Genomic DNA, 14,777 nt, shown 5'->3' with positions numbered 1-14,777 from the left:
CTAGAGGCTGACAAACTCGGCTAAGGTGCTCAGCGTGCTATCTGATAACGGGTGCTGCGCCCTCCACCGGGCAGCCGCTCGATGCAGCCCTTTTCCAGCAGGTCGCTCAGATGGCGGGTCGCGGTTGCTTTGGATACTTTGGCAACGGCTTGGTACTGGGCTGCGCTGATACCGTTTTCGAAACCCCTTTCGCCGCCATCGAGCAGGCGGTTGAGCACTTTGATCTGCTCCGCCGATAGCGTCTGGCTTCGATGTGACTGCCAGAAGCGTGCCTTGATCAGCACGCGGTCGATACGAGCAAGGGCCTGCTCCAGGCTGTTGAGTAAGGTTGCGAGAAACCACTGCAGCCAACTGGTGATATCCAGCCCACCTTTCTGACTGCCTTCGAGGATGCGGTAGTAACCGGCGCGGTCGTCGAGGATGCTCGCGGACATCGCGTAAAATCGAATGGCTTGCTGTTCGCCCTGGGCCAATGCCAGATCGGTGATGGCGCGGGTGAGGCGACCATTGCCGTCGTCGAAAGGGTGTAGGGTCACGAACCAGAAATGGGCGATGCCAGCGCGCAGAAAGGGGTCAAGGCTGGCATCGCTTCGGCTGCTCTCGAACCAGGCGAGAAAGTCCGTCAATTGCGCTTCCAGCCCTGCCCGGGGAGGGGCCTCGAAATGTACCGCAGGGCGGTCTATGCGACCGGAAACGACCTGCATCGGCTCTTCGCCGCGCAGTGTGCCGATGTGTAGCGGTCGAGCCAGTAGTTGGTCATCGGTGGGGAATAGCCAACGGTGCCAGGTGAAGAGTCGCTGTTCGTCTAGCGGTTGTTGATGCATGCAGGTGGCATCGAGCAGCAGTTCCGCCAGGCCTTCGGAACGTGAGGTGGTGCGACCCTCTTCGCTCAGCCCCAAGCGCCGCGCCAGTGATGAACGCACCGAACCGACATTAAGTTGCTCACCCTCGATGGCTGAGGAGGTGACGATGTTCTGCAGCATGGCATCCAGGCTGCTCTGCACTTCGGTGTTACTGCCCACCGCACCGAGCATTCCCAACAGACGCCCCTGAGCCTGGCTGCAGGCTCGCAACAGCGGGGCGAGAGCTTCGGCTTGCCAACTGAAGTGCGGCCAGTCGGGCTGCTGCCAGATCCAGAGCGGGTCATTCATAAGGGTTGTTCATCTGTGAGCCGGTTAACGAGCCTATTCGGCTCATGCAGTGAGCCGATAATGCCGCCTATTCGGCTCACTGTCTAATTCTCAAGCCGGGCTTGCTAGGTTGATGAGCGTGTCTGAGCTGGGTGGTTGCTCGCACGCTTTTTTCAGCGTTTCAGAAACATCGTTGAAAGAGGTCATTTGTAGCTCTCGGGCTACAAAATGGCACAGTCTGAGCTGTCTTGTAGCTCAAGGGCTACAAGCTTCCAGGCATGACTCTGTGTCTGCATCGGTTTCCGGTTGTAGGTTCGGTTACCGATGCCTGTTCCAAACAGATCGTATTATGGAGTGTTAGGCACGCGCCAAAGCCAGTGCTGGCGGGTGTTTGCGCTGTGCGCGGCACGCCTATGCATGCATTGAGTGCCGTCTCCAGCCCCCGTGCAGACTGCTTTTCAGGCCAACGAAGTGCCGCCACCTTTTATCTTGCCCTTCGCCTTTTCTGTGCATTCTGAACCGCTGGGTTGAGTAAGTAGGTGGAGAGAGCGGGTACTTCGACGTCGTTGGGGGGCGAGGGCAGGTCAACGCTACTCGAGCGCACACGCCATCGACCGCTATGCCGACGCAAGAATGGCCGGTTTATTGACAGGAGTCTGACCACAAGGGCTGTGCCCAAACGATCATTGCGTCGACAGACTCCAGGCTGAACAAGCGTCAGTTGAACAACTCCAGGTTGTTGCTGATCTGGAACAACTTATCGCCAACCAGGCACCGACAGATATGCCAGCACTGCAGCGCCCGGCTCTGGCGATCTCAGTTCCAGCGCCTGGCCACAATCGTACCAAGGTGTGCATCTGGCTTGCTGCGGCGCCACCGACTACCCCACCGCCTTCAACATCGGCAGCTGACAGGTGCGCTGTGGTTGCGTTGCAGACCTTGGCGATGACGTTCTACGATTTCGCCGCCGGTAACTGGCTGGAGTCAGCCGACTGTTTCAACACAATCGGCCAAAAGCGGACGCCAAAAGGTCTTCGAAACTAGGGGCAATTCAGCAGGGGCTATACTAGGCAGCGACGCGAAGTATTTGGGCCACCAAGCCAAACTAATCCCCCGACACCCCTCGTCAGAAAATCTGCTGATCGTGAAGGAAATGCTCTACTAGGTCACTGCCATCTCCAACCTGACTATTCCAAGCAAGCTGGAAAACATGCCGATGGAGTTGATCTGGCATGCTGAACCAATGCACCTGCATGCAACCCTTGTGATCATGCACGCCAGAAACACGGTGCGCGAGGTATCCGGCACCATTCACATCCATCATTGCGGCAGCGTACCCAAGCGTTTGATGGAGGCGCGCGATCCGGGAGATGTCTGAGTCATGGCAAGTCACTTCGATATCGCCCATATGACGCTCTATTTGCTCGTACGCCATTCCTGCTCTCCTATGTGGCTGTGTGCTAAGTGGCTGATGTGAGGTTTGAAATCCAGCCCTCCGTTTCCTTATATCCGCAGCTTTTCGCTATACCTCATATCAGGGTGGAGAGAAAGCTAGCTGCGCTGCAATCTCTGGAAACAAAAGGCAGACCAGCTCGTCCCACTGCCGATCCGGCGCGTAGGCAGCGTCCCCCTTTCGCCATGCTTTCAAGTACGTTTTGACTTTGATATTACGCCAATTGCCGGTGCGATCTTGAGTGCGGATCAGCTCTCCCTGATCATGTGCAGCCAGCATTAGCCGCATTGCCCACAAATGGGGTTTGTAGCGATCAAAAACATGATGCGCAACGTTGATAAGCTGCGCATGCCCCCAACCTACGGGCCTTCCCTCTCGCGCCGAATACAGAGTGTTCAGCAAATGATAGGGGCCATCAGGATGGTCTGGAGAGTTCGGAACCTCGATCCCTTTATCGAGCAGCTCATCACGCAGTACCGCCCAAATGCCCGGGTCGTGGTCAGAGGAAAGCCAGAAGCGATGGAAAGCTTGTCGAAGGTCATCGTCGACCAGCACTGCTAGGCTCGTATCAACTTTCTGCTCTGCGCCTTCAGCGTCAAAAAAGTAGACTCGTTGCCGCTCGCGCTCAATCGTAAGTTCGCTGAATCCAACACGTTGACTCCTCTCTACCCAGGCTCGAGCTCCCATTTCAATGACTGGCTCCGTCCAAATGCAGTCAAGCATGAGCGATTTATTGTTTCTCGAGGAGACCAGTGTTTCGTATGAAACGACAAAGGCGTTGCGATTGTTGTTATAGAAGATGTCGTCTTGCGTGAGCCGAGATTCACTCGCATCGAACACCTTGAACACCCATAGCAGCAAACCACCTTCTCGAAGATAGAACTGCCTGCGCTCGGCAATAACACGAAGGAAGGTCGTCGAAAGCTGAACCTCAAAGGCTACCGGCAAGCTCCCCTTCCAAACGGCTCGAACATCAGGCCTTCTCCGGCTGTTCTTCTCGAGGCCTTTCCAGATGGGCTCAATCTCGACTTCGGAGAAATCAGGATCGTTGCGGAGGCTTTCCGCGATGATGCGCTTCATTTGCTGATGCGCTATCGACTCCCGGACGCCGTCGTACTTCAGAGCAGATATCTGTCGCTCGTCGAGATTCCCTTTGGTCTTTGCAGGGCAGCGACCATCTTCCAAGTCGTGTCGGAAAAAGAAGCGTCCTTTTTTCTTTTGAGAGACGATTCTGACGGGTACAACGCAGAGCGGGCAGCAGTACAAAGGGGCGCCAGTAGAAATACCCTCCTGCAATGCCATGCGTAGCTGAATAGCCTTGTCGTAGTCACGCCCTATGACCTCATGGGCGGATAGCACACGCCCGCTTTCCATGTGGAGCACTGCAGTAACCGCAGCATCAGCAACCGCCAATGACTCGGGAAGGTAAAAAGCTTCAGACATCCTTCGCACTCCATCGCGTACAAAACCGGTACAACATCGCCGATGTTCATAGCCTAAAGCCTGCGAGAGCTAGCACCTTGCACCAAACCAAAGCTCAGCAGGAAGTGTCTCGCCATTTTCTACCCCCTCAAAGCCTCGAAATATGCCTGACACAGCCTTTGCGACGATGAACCCCCTCATCGAGGTGCAATTCCAAACATTCAAGTCTACCCCGAGCTACGAGAGTACCGATCAGTTGATCGGTGCGGAACATCTTGTCCAGATGTCCGGGAATCATTAATCACGATAGCTCAAGCAAGGTGCACCCTGGGAAGTCGACCTACCAGGGCTGGGGCAGTGATATCAGATCCAGGAAGCTGGAATGAGTCCGTCCCCCTTCACGCTCCAAGAGGCTGCGGAATGGGTGTTATTGATGCTTCCCCAAATGTCCTTGCCCGCATGCTCAAGCACGATGATCTGTAGATTGGAGTTGGTACGCCTAATGCCCTCACTCAGAACTTCGAAGATACGACGGGTCGCGATGAGATCTTCGATTCTGGTTTTCCGCAGGGTGGTGATATCTTCGTCCAAAGCGTTACTTCCAAGTTCACTGCTTGGGAAGTAGACTTGACTAGGTTGGTCGATCACCAAGAAGCTGAGCGGAGGAAGTTCCAGATTTTCCTCTTGAAGGAGGAATTCATGAATGCCTAAGAAGGCTGCGATATGGTAACCCATCCAGTTAGCGCCGCTTCCAACTTCCCAAAGGTAGTCGTGCTGGCCATAGTCTTTGTCGAAGCGGATGGTCAGGTCTTTCCGATCTAGTTTGAGAACGGAGTTGGCCGGAGCTTCTAGGTTGCCGAACTCATCGGCATAGTCGCCAATTAGCTCGCTTAGCGCTCCGTCTACGATTCGCTCTTTGGCCTGGCGGCTGGCCTTGTTCATGGCTTTGTCGTAGCCTTCAATATCACTTTCTAGGACACCAATGCGCTCGGTAATTGACTTATCGGCGGACGTATGTCCAATTTTCTTCAGTATCTCTGCAATACTGCCAGCAAGATAATATATATCACCAATTGCGTTTCGCAGTTTTTCATCTTCGGCCAGGATCGCGTTTTTCTCGCTTCGCAACTCGTGGAGATATCTTTGAGCTTTAGCCAGCTGGCGTTTGAGCCCTGCGATCTTTTTATCGATTACTGGGTTTTGCTCAAGAATCTCGGCGATTTGAGTGACCTTGTTGAGCCTTGACTCCAGATTGGTAATCACCGGTACCAATGAGTGACCAGTTGAGCCGCAGGCTACGCACTGCCCTTTCGACTGAACGCTGCGCTTGAGCCAGGCGAGGCCAATCACGTGCTTCTTGTCGTCTTTGATAGTTTCAACGAACTGCTTGCTGTTGTCAGCGAGGCTACTGAAGCCGGTGATCTCAGCTGCGAGTTCATCGACCAGGCGCTGCTGTTCATTTTCTCTAGCTACGGCCTGCTCGAAGCGCTCATTGGTATGGAGTCGTTTCGGTTCAATTAGCATGGCTTCAAGGCGGCGCTCGTGGAAGGCTGTGACAACCGTCCTGAGCGCTGAAATCCTCAGTTCGAGGGACTCGGGTGCAGTAGAGAGGAGACCATATTCAATGCATTTGTCTAAGGAGCGCCCTACCTCAAATCGCCAATTGTTTTTACTCTTTTCAATAACGGCGAGCTCTTTTCTAAGACCTTCAATCTCTTTTTGAGCTGCTTCGCGCCGACGCTCATTAATAACATATTCGGCGTCTACGATGCCTAGTGCATAGGGCATCGCCCTGGTCAGTTTTTCCTTATGCTGCCAAGTGTCAGCCTTGAAGAACAGTGTATTGGGGTTTGCGACAATATGCTGGGGAAGGAAGTTGAACGCTGCCATATCCCTAAAAGAGGTTCGTGCATCCAGTTTGCCGGGCACTTCTTCGTCTGAATGTGGGAGATCACTGACTCTAGTGAGGGCGTTGAATTTGGATTTTACAATGGCGCGGGTGGTTTTGACAGGTAAGGTTTGCGGAATGGCACCAGTGAACGGCTCGAAATAATAGTCGTTGGAGGGCGATCCATCTTTAGGTCCACGGCGGGCCAGAAGCCAGGTTTCTCCACGTAGCAATATTTTTAAGCCGAACCATTGCACAGAGTCACGAATCTTACCGATTGGGATCTGGCACTTGCTTGAGCCCATTGCATAATCAATGATATGCAGAATTGAAGACTTACCAGTTCGGCTTAGGCCGTGAATGATGTTGACCTTGCCCTGTTCGAATTTGATTATTTGTAGCTCGTTGTTTATATTTTTCGGCCAAAGAATTACAGCGTCAATGTGAAATTTCATGAGGAATTCCAAAGAGCAATTTAATTAAAATTGGCGTGTCGATTTCGGAATACCAGTTCGCCAACCTGTTCACGGTTGTCACCATTTCAGAGGGCAGTGCAGATTTGGTGCCGTGTGGCCAACGCTCAAGGATGAACCTAACGACAGGAGCTTCGCTGGGGGAATGAGTAACCTCAATTATTTTTGAAGAAACAGCTAAATTGAGTCCTTGGAACGTGACTGCAGTGTGTGAAAATACACGTCTTTCCAAATCCACCTTAAGTTCAGGTGATTCCCGTAATACGGTATCGAATCTTGTTCTAGCCGTTCGCTTTCCAAGTGCGTTACGGCAGCTTTCATTCCAAACAAACGGTAATACCATCTGTAGTTTTAGAAGATCCAAGGGGAACTCAGGGTCTTCCAGCTCATACTTTTGTGCAAATAGCGAAAGTAAAAAGCAGGCAAGGGCGCTGTTATGAATTATTCCCCTGTCGACGTACACTTCAGGCATCTCGAGCCCCTGGCGTCATCCAATAAATCGGGTATTTGGTACCGTCGTCATTGACTTGGTGGTGATGGGTTCCATGATAGAAATAGGGGTGTCTGGCTTTCAATCTGCCCATTGAGACTTCACAGTTAACGGGTGGAAGGATCTTGAGGTAGATATTTTTATGATCTTTAGCGGCGAAGTCTTCTAGTGGAAGGCTTTCCACGTTAGAGTAGTGCTCACGAATGCCGTCCCATTCCTTGAAGAATTTCTCTTCAAGGGAGTCGAGATCCTCATTTAGCACCTTGCCCAGTTTAAGCAGCCTGGATCTTTCAGAGTAGGTTGCCCAATAATGGCCGATCTCCTTCTCAATGGTTCGATCCATTATGCCTATCTCTCGCAATTGTTCTACGAAGGGCAGCATGAGGTACTTATGGTCGTGCATAAGCTCTTTATACTCAGTATCTTCTTGGCTTCGGGTCGTCCAATCATCAGCAGAGTACATCTCAAAGAGTAGTTGCTTTCTAGTAAAGTAAGTGTCGGATGTCGTCCAGAAAGGCTCTTTCTTTCGCCATATTTCTAAGCAGTCATTGAAAAGGCGTCCGGTCAAATTATCGAGAATAAGGTCTTGGTGCTTTTCAAGATGAGACGGCAATTGCAATGCTGTGTATATGGCTTCTCTTAGGTCTTCAGGCTGCATTCTGTGAACTAATTCAAAGTTGGCGATCACATATTTCAGCGATTCGTCATCATAGCTCATAACCTCTGCGCCAATTTCCTTTATTTCTTTTGTAAGCTTTTGGGCTTGGGCCTTTAAGGCTTTGAAGGCTTCAGCAATCTCCTCATCCGTCTTAGCATTCGATAGCTTTGCGGCAAGAGCAGTCTTCGGGACGGATCCATTGGTAATCAGCAGAAATTTTATTTCCGCATATTCGCTCTTCAATCCATCAAGCTTATTTAGCCAGTTCTTTAAAGAGTTCCACAGGTTCTTACTGCTGTCTTGAACCGGATTTTTATCGGTGCGGGTATGCTTGTCTTGCTCGAGAATTGAGGTTATTCCATGTGACCGCGGAATAATCTCTGCGACGTCATCAGTTGTCTCTATACCGAATAGTGCCTTGCGATGTGTACTATGGAAGATGCGGTATAGAGCTCGTTCGAACTGGAATCCATATCCAGCAATGCTTGCACTAGCCTCTGTATTGTCCATTGTTCCTTCTCTTGGATAGTCCCTCAAAGCGCTGCCAAGCCCAGCAAGCACCCCGTTGGAATTTACCATTGATTAATGGCATTACGCCACGAAAGGAAAGTTGTCTGTATACATGTACAGTGTTGATTGCCTTGGCTAATTAGGTTTCAAGCCAGTGGAATCGGGTGGTGGGAGCAGGGAATGGAGCCCCTACTCTCTCTCAGGCAGATGCAGACTCTCCGCTTTTTATCGCTTCAAGCGCTCGCAGCGCCTGGCTCGTCTTGTGAAGCTCCGGTCGAGGGCACAACTGCAGTGCTCGCAGCAGGTTGGATAATAAATGCCTCAGTCGGGAAGAACTGTTGGAATTTATATAGGGCGTTCTGGAGCAGATCATCCCTGTTCGGGTAGTCCCCGCTGTAGCGGCCCGATTTGGCGTTGATCTGCCAAGTGCCTTTACCAATCTTGTGCATTTCTCCGGCAATCCGAGCAGGTTGAAACGCGGTGATGCTGGGGTGCCCGCATTTCTCCCGGCGACCATCGATCTTCACCTCGAACTCCTTGCCGATTAGCAGTGCACCATCTTTTGCGACAGCCCAAATTAGGTAGGTTGTTCTGCGAGAGGCGAATTGTTTATTCAGCTCTACGATAGGCATACGTGGAGCATCGTAGAGCCGGACAGCTGTCGGGTTATTGAAAATATCTTGGCCTTGAATCTCTTGTGCCTTGAGGTAGAGAGGAGCTCTTAGCCCCCCATAGGTCTCCTCCAGGTAGGCGTCTACAGACGAGTCCACTTCGACGAGGCGGCGCATGAATGACGGGAAGAACTGGCCATCCTTTGCTTTGAAGCTTGCTGCCGTTGGGTTCCACCGCAGCAACTTCAGTATGCCTGTCCCGAGGATCAAGTTATCAGTGAACACGGCTGAGACCGCGTCACCTTGAGGAACGTCTGTAGCATCGATGAAAACCTTGAAGATCGGCAGGCCGTTGAATAGAAACTGAGCCTCCCACTGAAACCTGGCGAAGCCCTTTGTCAGGAACTTAACCTTTTCCTTTTGCCACAGTTCGGTTTCTTCTACAGACGGAGTGAGCTGAGTGTTGAGCTCTTCTTCCGCTGAGTGTGGTTCAGCTTTTGGCTTCGACGCACCCTCGGAGTGTGCTGATATTGGCTCGGAGGTGCCTCGAAGAGTCACTGGGTCCTGCTCAGCTGGTTCCGTACTCATCAGAGTCTCGGTTGATTCTGATGTGGCGTCATCATCTGTTGGAGGTGTTTCTACGGTTCTGTAGTCTAGGTTCTGATCTATTATCTCCTGACGAATGTGGGAAATTTCCCTTAAGCGAATACGGAAGGAGATTTCATCTGCGACATTGGTCTCTTCAGCGGGGAGCCATGTTTTCCAGTCTAGGGCGACCTGTTTTTTGATGCGGTCGCAGGTCTCCAAGGCAAAGTAGAAGGGTAGGCGAACCTTTTTATCTGTCGGTACGATGAGGACATCAGGCTCGATGAGCTCAACGGGATCGCTCCAGGTGCCATCCTCGTTCATCGTTTGAAGCGCCAACGCCCAAGACTCCCGCATCGGCTTTCGCTTCATCGAATAGCCAACAGTTGGGATCAGCTTTGCTCGGACGTAGGGACCGAGCCGGTCGTCATGGATGTATAGGATCTTTTCGTGATCCTGTTTGTAGCCAACGATGCAAATTGCGTGGTTACCTTCACGTGTCGGTCTTTTCTTGCCTGGCCCGCTCAACGAGTAAACGTCCCCAATGAAAATTAGGGGCAGCTGGCTATCGATGTGGCTCACTACCGTTTCAAAAAAGCGTTTTTCATCAGTGCCGCGAAGGTTCTCCTGGTGATGTCTCAATCCTTCAGCATCAATGGAGCGCAGCATTTGCTCGGTGTTCAGCTCCGTGTTGGGGAAGCTATTTGACGAACCGCTGCGGTCGTTCAAGGCGTTCATCGTGATCTCGCTACACGAATGGACGCTTCGAATGCTGTGCCACTGCAAGGCATGCAGTGCAGACCAAATGGCTGTCGTTGCACAAGCGGCAATGACCTTGTCCTGTTCTTGGAAGGCGAGGGATTCGACGCTTAGGCTGATCCCAAAAAGGTCGACCTTGTACTTTCGGCTGAGGCGGCGCTTGCGTTTGACCGCAGTGGACTCATCCTCCATCACCTTGAGGCAGGTTTTGCCAATAAAGGTTTTGGGAAGTGGCTTGATCACCATGAAGCCCAGGTAATTGGCTTGCAGTGTCTTCACCAACTCGTCGGCTCTCGGACCACCCGCGAGGATCTCGAAAACCATCCCGTGATCTAGGGCGCAGGCGAAGAAATGCATCCGGGCGCATTTGTGTCCATCGTTGCCATAACGCTTGGCGTAGTAGCGCGAGAAATCTTCCAGGAAATCCTTGTCCACGTACTGAAATTCGAGCAGTACCGTTTTCGCGTCGAGCCGGTTCAGGTAGTTGAAGATGTAACCTACTTGGCGCTTTGTCAGGATGTCCGGAAAATCGTAACCAAAGCATTCGCGCACCAGATTGGTCATGGTGGACTGAGCAAATTGAGATACGAGATACGGAGTCATAGGCATAAAAAAAGCAGCCTTTCGGCTGCTTTCCTTGAAATAGGGATTAGAGGCTGCAGGTCTTCGCCAACTGCTCGCTAGTCACTGCCTTCGCAGCGATACGGGTCTCAATTTCACGGTCGTAGATCTCCATCTGCCGGCGCGATTGCTCTAGGCGTCTAGAGACGTTTCGATCAGCATCAACCTTGTTAGGGCTACGGGACAGGGAAATCAGTGCTTGCAGGCTCATGGCTATCTCGTCCAAAGGGCGCGTCAGGTTCGCATTCAGGGCGCGAACGTCGAAGGCATCATCGAACACAATCTAACTGTCAGTAAGGGGGGCTTCAGGCATCAGTAGGCTGAAGCGACCAGCGATTGTACTGGCGATTGATCAAAAACTCATCACCGGAATTCACTTTCCTACGAACTACTCGACGAATGCAACAGAATTCATCGTTACGACATCGCAATCGCGTTGAAGGTTTGATCCAAACGATTCACGAGGTGAGTGAAGCACATGCTTTAGCGTTCGCAAGGCCGGCAGGCCTGGAAAGCGTCCGACGTAGAGGTTATCGGTATCGAGTCCCAGATCTGAAAGCGGGCCCCATTTCGCATTCAGAAAAATCTGCCGACGAAAGGTAGGCGCAGTTTCCCGCACTCGTGGCAGGAAACTCCAACAGCTTCCTGCCATTGGGCTCGCCAGGCAGTGATCATGAACCCTATTTACGTCCGTCTACGCGGGCATCGCTTGAGGCATCTGGATCGGGGGTAGTCCAAGTATAGGCCGGAAAGGTCGACCCGAGTGGGGTAGTCCAATATTCCTGAAAAGCCCCGCCGCCGCTGACGATGTATCTGCGCCAGATCACCTTTGCACGTGAGAGGCTGCTCCTGGCCGTTCTCGGCTTGTATCTGGCCCTCGTACTGTCGGCTTCGTCCCTGTAGTTGGCTGGCATATTTGTGGTTAGCGTAAGCCGGCAAGGCCGGCTCACGAACCTCTGAGGCAAAATGATTTATTCGAGTGGCCGCAGTACCTGTGAGCGCATATGCGCTGATGGAGGCGGCTGAGAAATCCAACTTCGAAGGCTCGCCGTTCTATTGCGCATGGCAGTAAGTCGCGCTCGGCGATCATTACTGCCCAGAGCCAGCCGGTACGAGCATTATCAAGCCAACTCTGGGCCAGCTTAGCGCCTTGGTTGAATGCCTCCCTGCAGTCGGAGGCCCAGATGATTTCCACGCCTGGGTGGCCGTCGTGAGCTGGAAGGCAGGTCAATACTCCCTTGCTCATCTCGCACCTCCTCGCGCCTCGGATAGGGCTCGGCGATAGAGCACGACCATCTCATCGAGTAGATCCAGAGCTGAGTAAGCAGCGATCCGCACGCGCAGATCTTCCGGCTGGAGCCCGTCTGGCTCTGCCAGTTGATCCAGCAGATTACCTAGCATGACGCCACGTAGCTCAGCTGCAGCTTCGGAGGGGAGGGGAGAGCGTTCAGATTCATGCAGCGGGCTTCGCTGCAGTGGAAAAGGTACAACGCAGGATTCGAACTCAGCCATGGCACACCTCCGGGGCAGAGGTGGACAGCAAGACCTGAAGCCCAAGGCGGAGCTCTCGGGTAAAAAAGGGGTAGCGCATTTTCCTTGTGCTCCTCAGACGATTAAGGAGCCGTCACCCGCCGTTGTCACTCGGATATGGGTGGCGGACCGTGCGGGGGTGACAAACCGGCGTCCGAGGGAACCGGCCAGGCAAAAGCCTGCCCCACACGGCCCGCCATAGAAGTTAAGCAACCAAGCAATCGTATTGCTGGCTACCTAAGCTATGGCGCTACCGCGCCTCGAACGAATCAGGTTGTCACACCCGGTCGTGGGATTTACCACGACGGGCGCACTCTAGCCCGAGGGTTTCAGGATGGCAACCAACTATGGCGTAGTGGGGGTTCGGTGGTTTGCGCTAAGTGCGGAGGCGGATGATGTAGCCAGCTTCTGCCGGCATAAATGACGAGTTGCAGGGGGACCAGGCGGTGACATGCCTCGACAACTTCAAGCAGCCGCTTTAACCGCAGTCTTTGGTGGTTTGGTGGTCGATGGGGCGCCACCTACTGTTCACAGGTGAACTGACTCCACGGCGGCTGTAGGTCTTATGAGCAATGCGCTGAGCGTCCTCAGGCGATATTCCGCCTTGAACCAGACGTTTCACATAGTCCGCTTCCGACAGCTCTGGCGCATTCTGCGGATGCACGTGGCTGCCTGTCCGGCGAATGACAGCGTTCAGCCAGCGTGATGGGGAAGTACGGATGGTTCCCTTGGCCAGCGCGTTCAACAGTTGGGATGTGATCGCCTCCTGTTGATCAGCTGGAGCGGAACTGATCAGCAGAGCGACCTGTTGACTCTCCAGAGCACTCAGCCGCATCAGTTTTGCCGTGCGGCTTACTGATGATTCATTTGAAGGTTCATATGGTGGTTCTAGGGGTGACATAGCTATGTCACCCTCCCCCTGACATAGCTGTGTCACCCCGGGGGTGACAGTGGTGTCACCCTCCCTGGCAGTGTCATCGGCCGGGGGTGACAATTTGTCGTGGTAGGTCAAAGCGAGTGTGTAGCCGTTAGAAACCTGCCGGCCGCTGGCATCGAATCGAGCGTCCTTCTTAAGGAGACCGGCAGCCAGCAGGGCTTTGATAGTACGTTGGACGGTGCGCTCCGACGTACTGCACTTTGCTGCAATCGTCTTCATCTTCGGCCAGCAGTAGCCGTGATCATCTGCGTTATCAGCGAGCGCCATGAGAACTAGCTTCGGCACGGGCGGGAGCGGCTGCTCCCATGCCCAGTTCATGGCTTTGATGCTCATAGCGATCAGGCTTCTTCGATGACGCGAGCGTGAAATAAATCCGTCGGCCGATCTTGACCTTGCACGAGCGCAGCTTCGCGGACAGCTCGTTGTCGCTGCTCAGAGAGATCCTCAGGCCGTTTTTGCTGCGATGGAGCACCTCTGCGAGCTGCTCAAGGGAAAGCAGTGGTGAGCCTCCGTAGCGGTTCAGCAGGGTTTCTTCGACTGTCATCTTGCGACTCCTTGTATGGCTTGCGATACACTGCGGTCATTACGCGAAAAAGGCGTAAGAGTCCTTAAAAAACACTAAATGTCCATATTTTAGACATTTAGTTCTTTTTATGATCGAAGGCTTACGATGTCAAGCACGATTGAAGACCGCGTCATTCTGATTTTGAAGGAGCAGATGTCTCCGGCTGACCTTGAGAGCCTGAAGGGTCACGAAGGGCCATTCTCAGCGCTGCTCAGCCTATGGAGTCAGCCGCCGTACGCTGGTCGCGGCTTTTGGGAAAAGCTTTCCCAGCTCACAGGCATTCCGTCCGCCCGGTGGCGTAGTGCGTTCTCGCGCAAGCAGAAGCCGACCTCCGCCATGATTGAGTCGATAGCCCACCTGTGGCCGAAATATGCGTTCTGGCTGGTTACTGGCGTGACCGATGCGGCCAATGGTCATGTGGCGCCATTAACGGCGCTGACCTTCCCTGAGTTTCTTCATGCGGAGCAGCCTGGTGCGGATGCGTATTTCAGCAAGGCCATTGCCCTTGCAAAGCGCCTGTATGAAGAGGGGGAGGTCGATCTGGAGAGCGATGAAGCGCGCCTCGCGGCAGTTGAGAGGACGCTTCCCTTTGCGCATTGGGTTGGGAGTGATCTGGTTGACGTGGCTTATCGACTGGCGGCCAGCGATGAGTACCAGGAGCTTGTCAGGGCTTGGGAGGGCCGAGAAGAGTCTCGTGCTGAGCATCTTGGTCGAGTGCTAGGCACTGACCGGCCCTGGGAGCGGCAGTTGGAGGAGGGCAAGTCTCTCGGCCTCAAACTGACTCCGACCCCAGGACAAGACCCTCGCGTCACGCACCAGAGCAGCTGGGATCTTTTCTACAAGCCAGATAGCGACGATGCCTGAGCGCTGGTGACCGAAGCTGGGTCAGTTAAAGCCCTCAGTAAGCGCGGTGAAAAAATGCCAGGCTGCGTGGCTGCAGATCAGTTGTCAGCCTGTTGCCTGCTGCGCCTGGTCGTTTTCCTCTCGAGCTTATCCAGCTTGCCAACAAGGTCTTCAGCACGCAGGTGCGTGTAGCGCTTAAGCATCTGCATCGACTTGTGGCCGCTGATGGCCGAGACCTCCTGATCAGATAGGCCACCCTCGACCAAGCGGCTGACCGCCTCATGTTCTACTAGCATCAAGGT

11 protein-coding genes and 2 pseudogenes are annotated in these 14,777 nt (G+C 53.4%); 1 reads left to right on the top strand and 12 read right to left on the bottom strand.

What is annotated here, in order from left to right; all coding sequences use genetic code 11:
* Nucleotides 1-29 precede the first annotated feature (29 nt).
* The 11 genes and pseudogenes from GYB81_RS16005 to GYB81_RS25250 all read right to left on the bottom strand — a co-directional run.
* The gene (locus GYB81_RS16005) at nucleotides 30-1,151 is read right to left on the bottom strand and encodes a Fic family protein (protein WP_161865964.1); all 1,122 of its coding nucleotides are present in this window, start codon (nucleotides 1,149-1,151) and stop codon (nucleotides 30-32) included.
* Between the two features lie 1,105 nt (nucleotides 1,152-2,256).
* On the bottom strand, nucleotides 2,257-2,565 hold the full coding sequence (locus GYB81_RS16000) for a hypothetical protein (RefSeq protein ID WP_161865963.1): 309 nt from the start codon (nucleotides 2,563-2,565) through the stop codon (nucleotides 2,257-2,259).
* A 99-nt stretch (nucleotides 2,566-2,664) separates the two neighbouring features.
* Nucleotides 2,665-4,026 carry a DUF6035 family protein gene (locus GYB81_RS15995; RefSeq protein ID WP_161865962.1) on the bottom strand — a complete coding sequence of 454 codons (1,362 nt, stop codon included), beginning with the start codon at nucleotides 4,024-4,026 and terminating at the stop codon, nucleotides 2,665-2,667.
* 342 nt (nucleotides 4,027-4,368) lie between these two features.
* Complete coding sequence (locus GYB81_RS15990; protein WP_161865961.1) at nucleotides 4,369-6,348, bottom strand: DUF3732 domain-containing protein; 1,980 nt, start codon at nucleotides 6,346-6,348, stop codon at nucleotides 4,369-4,371.
* On the bottom strand, nucleotides 6,332-6,838 hold the full coding sequence (locus tag GYB81_RS15985; protein WP_161865960.1) for a three component ABC system middle component: 507 nt from the start codon (nucleotides 6,836-6,838) through the stop codon (nucleotides 6,332-6,334). Before GYB81_RS15985 ends, GYB81_RS15990 begins: the two co-directional genes overlap by 17 nt.
* Nucleotides 6,831-8,024, bottom strand: a complete 1,194-nt coding sequence (locus tag GYB81_RS15980) for an ABC-three component system protein (protein ID WP_161865959.1) — start codon at nucleotides 8,022-8,024, stop codon at nucleotides 6,831-6,833. Before GYB81_RS15980 ends, GYB81_RS15985 begins: the two co-directional genes overlap by 8 nt.
* A 233-nt stretch (nucleotides 8,025-8,257) precedes the next feature.
* A complete protein-coding gene (locus GYB81_RS15975) occupies nucleotides 8,258-10,543 on the bottom strand; it encodes a C39 family peptidase (protein ID WP_178101832.1) in 2,286 nt (761 codons plus the stop codon).
* 1,003 nt (nucleotides 10,544-11,546) lie between these two features.
* Nucleotides 11,547-11,846 carry a LasR-specific antiactivator QslA gene (locus tag GYB81_RS15970; RefSeq protein ID WP_161865957.1) on the bottom strand — a complete coding sequence of 100 codons (300 nt, stop codon included), beginning with the start codon at nucleotides 11,844-11,846 and terminating at the stop codon, nucleotides 11,547-11,549.
* Entirely contained in the window at nucleotides 11,843-12,112 is a 270-nt protein-coding gene (locus GYB81_RS15965; protein WP_055985363.1) for a hypothetical protein, read from the bottom strand. Before GYB81_RS15965 ends, GYB81_RS15970 begins: the two co-directional genes overlap by 4 nt.
* A 496-nt stretch (nucleotides 12,113-12,608) precedes the next feature.
* Nucleotides 12,609-13,400, bottom strand: a complete 792-nt coding sequence (locus GYB81_RS15960; RefSeq protein ID WP_161865956.1) for a helix-turn-helix domain-containing protein — start codon at nucleotides 13,398-13,400, stop codon at nucleotides 12,609-12,611.
* A 22-nt stretch (nucleotides 13,401-13,422) separates the two neighbouring features.
* Nucleotides 13,423-13,611, bottom strand: a pseudogene (locus GYB81_RS25250) (DNA-binding protein); the annotation flags it as partial.
* A 126-nt stretch (nucleotides 13,612-13,737) separates the two neighbouring features.
* On the opposite strand from GYB81_RS25250, the gene GYB81_RS15950 reads away from it, so the two are divergent.
* The gene (locus tag GYB81_RS15950) at nucleotides 13,738-14,496 is read left to right on the top strand and encodes a hypothetical protein (protein ID WP_161865955.1); all 759 of its coding nucleotides are present in this window, start codon (nucleotides 13,738-13,740) and stop codon (nucleotides 14,494-14,496) included.
* Nucleotides 14,497-14,573: 77 nt separating this feature from the next.
* On the opposite strand, the pseudogene GYB81_RS15945 reads toward GYB81_RS15950, so the two are convergent.
* Nucleotides 14,574-14,777 (bottom strand): annotated as a pseudogene (locus tag GYB81_RS15945) (site-specific integrase); the annotation flags it as partial.

Source organism: Pseudomonas yangonensis (assembly GCF_009932725.1).
Lineage (GTDB): Bacteria > Pseudomonadota > Gammaproteobacteria > Pseudomonadales > Pseudomonadaceae > Aquipseudomonas > Aquipseudomonas yangonensis.
This window is presented reverse-complemented; position numbering and strand designations above follow the sequence as displayed.